General features: G+C 55.6%; 3 rRNA genes. All 3 read right to left on the reverse strand.

The features are described from left to right. Nucleotides 1-93 (reverse strand): 5S ribosomal RNA (gene rrf, locus ACIQLF_RS21770); the annotation flags it as partial. A gap of 185 nt (nt 94-278) precedes the next feature. Then, nucleotides 279-3,409, reverse strand: a 23S ribosomal RNA gene (locus tag ACIQLF_RS21775). Between the two features lie 583 nt (nt 3,410-3,992). Continuing rightward, a 16S ribosomal RNA gene (locus ACIQLF_RS21780) occupies nt 3,993-5,518 on the reverse strand. Between the last annotated feature and the right edge of the window lie 183 nt (nt 5,519-5,701).

Below are 5,701 nucleotides of genomic sequence, written 5' to 3' on the forward strand. Positions count from 1 at the left end.
CACCCTCCCGAGTGCAGTACCATCGGCGCAGTGGGCCTTAGCTTCCGGGTTCGGTATGGGACCGGGCGTTTCCCCCACGCTATGACCGCCGTAACCCTGGTACCGGCACCCCGGGGCGAAAAACTCCCGGTGGTGCGGTGAATCTGTGGTTACAGAGATATCACTAGTGGTGATACATGTTTGGTTGTCCCGCGAAAAAACAAGGTTGTTGTTTCGGGACCGTATAGTGGACGCAGCGTTTCTTGCCGACACAACCCCTGGGGGTGTGTGGGTGTTTGTGGTTTAAGTTGTCGGCCTATTAGTACGGGTCAGCTTCACGAGTCTTTGGTCCTCGCTTCCACATCCCGCCTATCAACCCAGTGGTCTGCTGGGGGCCTCTCGCACGACAAGCGTGCATGGAAATCTCATCTTGAAGTGGGCTTCCCGCTTAGATGCTTTCAGCGGTTATCCCTTCCGAACGTAGCCAATCAGCGGTGCACTTGGCAGTACAACTGACACACCAGAGGTTCGTCCGTCCCGGTCCTCTCGTACTAAGGACAGCTCTTCTCAAATTTCCTGCGCGCGCAGCGGATAGGGACCGAACTGTCTCACGACGTTCTAAACCCAGCTCGCGTACCGCTTTAATGGGCGAACAGCCCAACCCTTGGGACCTACTCCAGCCCCAGGATGCGACGAGCCGACATCGAGGTGCCAAACCATGCCGTCGATATGGACTCTTGGGCAAGATCAGCCTGTTATCCCCGAGGTACCTTTTATCCGTTGAGCGACGGCCGTTCCACAACGTGCCGCCGGATCACTAGTCCCGACTTTCGTCCCTGCTCGAGCTGTCGCTCTCACAGTCAAGCTCCCTTGTGCACTTACACTCGACACCTGATTGCCAACCAGGCTGAGGGAACCTTTGGGCGCCTCCGTTACTTTTTAGGAGGCAACCGCCCCAGTTAAACTACCCATCAGGCACTGTCCCTGACCCAGATTATGGGCCGAAGTTAGGTGACCGGTACAGCCAGAGTGGTATTTCAACGATGACTCCACCCGAACTAGCGTCCGGGCTTCACAGTCTCCCACCTATCCTACACAAGCTGCACCGAACACCAATACCAAACTATAGTAAAGGTCTCGGGGTCTTTCCGTCCTGCTGCGCGTAACGAGCATCTTTACTCGTAGTGCAATTTCGCCGAGTTCATGGTTGAGACAGCGGGGAAGTCGTTACTCCATTCGTGCAGGTCGGAACTTACCCGACAAGGAATTTCGCTACCTTAGGATGGTTATAGTTACCACCGCCGTTTACTGGGGCTTAAATTCTCAGCTTCGCCCCGAAGGGCTAACCGGTCCTCTTAACCTTCCAGCACCGGGCAGGAGTCAGTCCGTATACATCGTCTTGCGACTTCGCACGGACCTGTGTTTTTAGTAAACAGTCGCTTCCCCCTGGTCTCTGCGGCCCACACCCGCTCACGCCAGCAAGTGGCGGTCACGGGGCAGGCCCCCCTTCTCCCGAAGTTACGGGGGCATTTTGCCGAGTTCCTTAACCATGATTCTCTCGATCGCCTTAGTATTCTCTACCTGATCACCTGTGTCGGTTTGGGGTACGGGCGGCTAAAACCTCGCGTCGATGCTTTTCTTGGCAGCATAGGATCACCGAATCACCCCCCGAGGGGGGCGCCTATCGGGTCTCAGGCTTATGTGAGTCGCGGATTTGCCTACGACTCGCCCTACATCCTTGGACCAGGTCAATTCCATTGCCTGGCTCGGCTACCTTCCTGCGTCACACCTGTTAATACGCTTAACTCCCCGGTTCGGGTCCCACGCCGCACACCCGGTGCAAAGCCCGAAGGCTCCACGGTGGGTGGTTGGGGTGGTTAGCATCACCGGTTCGCTATGGGCGGTTTTTTGCCGGTACGGGAATATCAACCCGTTGTCCATCGACTACGCCTGTCGGCCTCGCCTTAGGTCCCGACTTACCCAGGGCAGATTAGCTTGACCCTGGAACCCTTGATCATTCGGCGGACGGGTTTCTCACCCGTCATTCGCTACTCATGCCTGCATTCTCACTCGTGTGGGCTCCACCGCTGGTTTACACCGCGACTTCACTGCCCACACGACGCTCCCCTACCCATCCAAACGGCTGGACCACGAAGGCCTACCAATATTTGAATGACGCAACTTCGGCGGTGTGCTTGAGCCCCGCTACATTGTCGGCGCGGAATCACTTGACCAGTGAGCTATTACGCACTCTTTCAAGGATGGCTGCTTCTAAGCCAACCTCCTGGTTGTCTTCGCAACTCCACATCCTTTTCCACTTAGCACACGCTTAGGGGCCTTAGTTGGCGTTCTGGGCTGTTTCCCTCTCGACTATGAAGCTTATCCCCCACAGTCTCACTGCTGCGCTCTCACTTACCGGCATTCGGAGTTTGGCTGACGTCAGTAACCTTGTAGGGCCCATTAGCCATCCAGTAGCTCTACCTCCGGTAAGAAACACGCAACGCTGCACCTAAATGCATTTCGGGGAGAACCAGCTATCACGAAGTTTGATTGGCCTTTCACCCCTACCCACAGCTCATCCCCTCCATTTTCAACTGAAGTGGGTTCGGTCCTCCACGCGCTCTTACACGCGCTTCAACCTGGCCATGGGTAGATCACTTCGCTTCGGGTCTAGATCACGCCACTAACTCGCCCTATTCAGACTCGCTTTCGCTACGGCTTCCCCACACGGGTTAACCTCGCGACGTAACACTAACTCGCAGGCTCATTCTTCAAAAGGCACGCTGTCACCCCAACAAGGAGGCTCCAACGGATTGTAAGCGCACGGTTTCAGGTACTATTTCACTCCCCTCCCGGGGTACTTTTCACCATTCCCTCACGGTACTTATCCGCTATCGGTCATTGGGTAGTATTTAGGCTTACCAGGTGGTCCTGGCGGATTCAAACGGGATTTCTCGGGCCCCGTCCTACTTGGGATGCTCTCACAAAGCGGCAGACACGCATTGGCACTACGGGACTCTCACCCTCTATGGTCCGGCATTCAAACCGGTTCGCCTATACGCCTGCACCTCACTTCACTGGTCCGGCAGAACCAGTATGGAAAGTCCCACAACCCCGACCATGCAACGCCCGCCGGCTATCACACATGGACCGGTTTAGCCCCTTCCGCGTTCGCTCGCCACTACTAACGGAATCACTTTTGTTTTCTCTTCCTGCGGGTACTGAGATGTTTCACTTCCCCGCGTTCCCTCCACGCAGCCTATGTGTTCAGCTGCGGGTCACACCACATGACATGGTGCGGGGTTTCCCCATTCGGAAATCCTGGTATCAACGTCCGGTTATCGACTCCTCCAGGCTTATCGCAGATTCCCACGTCCTTCTTCGGCTCCCAATGCCAAGGCATCCACCGTGCGCTCTTAAAAACTTGACCACAAACATGATCAAAAATTTACATGAGCTAAAATTTATTACAATCGAAAGAACCAAGAAAGACACACACAAGGCATGTCCACCAGGTTCAATAATTCTTAAGAAATTGCTTATGCAAAACAGAACAAAACAAAACCAACGACCCGAAGGCCACCGGCTTGAATCGCACCTGTTTCACAAGATGCTCGCGTCCACTATACAGTTCCCAAACAACAACCCCGTCACACCCACCGCCACACAAACACCCTTCACGGGTGCGGCTTGTGCGGCCTAGGCCATGCGCGGGAAACCAGAAAAAACAAGAACCACCACCGACCCCCGCAAGGGAAGCCGGCAACGGGCCTGTTATTCCAGGACCCAACAGTGTGCCAAAAGACCGTTCCACCCCCGGACACCACCCACGTTCCAACCACACACAAGGTGCGGCGTACTGATCGATCGTGCCCGAAACCGGACGGCCGTTGCTTGTTGATATTCCACCCTTGAGCACTCGCCCACCAACACAAGTGGTGGATGCGAGCAGCACTGAACACCCACGGTTCCGCGCACTTTGGCGTGGTCGCTTGGCGTTAGTTGCTCCTTAGAAAGGAGGTGATCCAGCCGCACCTTCCGGTACGGCTACCTTGTTACGACTTAGTCCCAATCGCCGGTCCCACCTTCGACGGCTCCCTCCCACAAGGGGTTAGGCCACCGGCTTCGGGTGTTACCAACTTTCGTGACTTGACGGGCGGTGTGTACAAGGCCCGGGAACGTATTCACCGCAGCGTTGCTGATCTGCGATTACTAGCGACTCCGACTTCATGGGGTCGAGTTGCAGACCCCAATCCGAACTGAGACCGGCTTTTTGGGATTAGCTCCACCTCACAGTATCGCAACCCATTGTACCGGCCATTGTAGCATGCGTGAAGCCCAAGACATAAGGGGCATGATGATTTGACGTCGTCCCCACCTTCCTCCGAGTTGACCCCGGCAGTCTCCTATGAGTCCCCGCCTTGACGCGCTGGCAACATAGAACGAGGGTTGCGCTCGTTGCGGGACTTAACCCAACATCTCACGACACGAGCTGACGACAACCATGCACCACCTGTGAACCAGCCCCAAAGGGGAAACCGTGTTTCCACGGCGGTCTGGCACATGTCAAGCCTTGGTAAGGTTCTTCGCGTTGCATCGAATTAATCCGCATGCTCCGCCGCTTGTGCGGGCCCCCGTCAATTCCTTTGAGTTTTAGCCTTGCGGCCGTACTCCCCAGGCGGGGCACTTAATGCGTTAGCTACGGCGCGGAAAACGTGGAATGTCCCCCACACCTAGTGCCCAACGTTTACGGCATGGACTACCAGGGTATCTAATCCTGTTCGCTCCCCATGCTTTCGCTCCTCAGCGTCAGTTAATGCCCAGAGACCTGCCTTCGCCATCGGTGTTCCTCCTGATATCTGCGCATTTCACCGCTACACCAGGAATTCCAGTCTCCCCTACATCACTCTAGTCTGCCCGTACCCACCGCAGATCCGAGGTTGAGCCTCGGACTTTCACGGCAGACGCGACAAACCGCCTACGAGCTCTTTACGCCCAATAATTCCGGATAACGCTTGCGCCCTACGTATTACCGCGGCTGCTGGCACGTAGTTAGCCGGCGCTTCTTCTGCAGGTACCGTCACTTTCGCTTCTTCCCTACTGAAAGAGGTTTACAACCCGAAGGCCGTCATCCCTCACGCGGCGTCGCTGCATCAGGCTTTCGCCCATTGTGCAATATTCCCCACTGCTGCCTCCCGTAGGAGTCTGGGCCGTGTCTCAGTCCCAGTGTGGCCGGTCACCCTCTCAGGCCGGCTACCCGTCGTCGCCTTGGTGAGCCATTACCTCACCAACAAGCTGATAGGCCGCGAGTCCATCCCTGACCAAAAAATCTTTCCACCAAAAGCCATGCGGCTTACGGTGCATATCCAGTATTAGACCCAGTTTCCCGGGCTTATCCCAGAGTCAGGGGCAGGTTACTCACGTGTTACTCACCCGTTCGCCACTAATCACCCCAGCAAGCTGGGGGTCATCGTTCGACTTGCATGTGTTAAGCACGCCGCCAGCGTTCATCCTGAGCCAGGATCAAACTCTCCGTAAAAAAATACAGACACAACCAACACGCCGACTGGAAAAAGTCGGCCGGGTTGCACCAAGCAAAAAAATCCCGGCAAATTGCCCCAGGCGCCCACACGGGGGTGCGGACCCTGAAACCATTCACCAATAAAATAAATAAATTGGTATCAACAAACTTGGCACACTATTGAGTTCTCAAACAACAGAC

The organism is Paeniglutamicibacter sp. NPDC091659 (assembly GCF_044756805.1).
Lineage (GTDB): Bacteria > Actinomycetota > Actinomycetes > Actinomycetales > Micrococcaceae > Paeniglutamicibacter.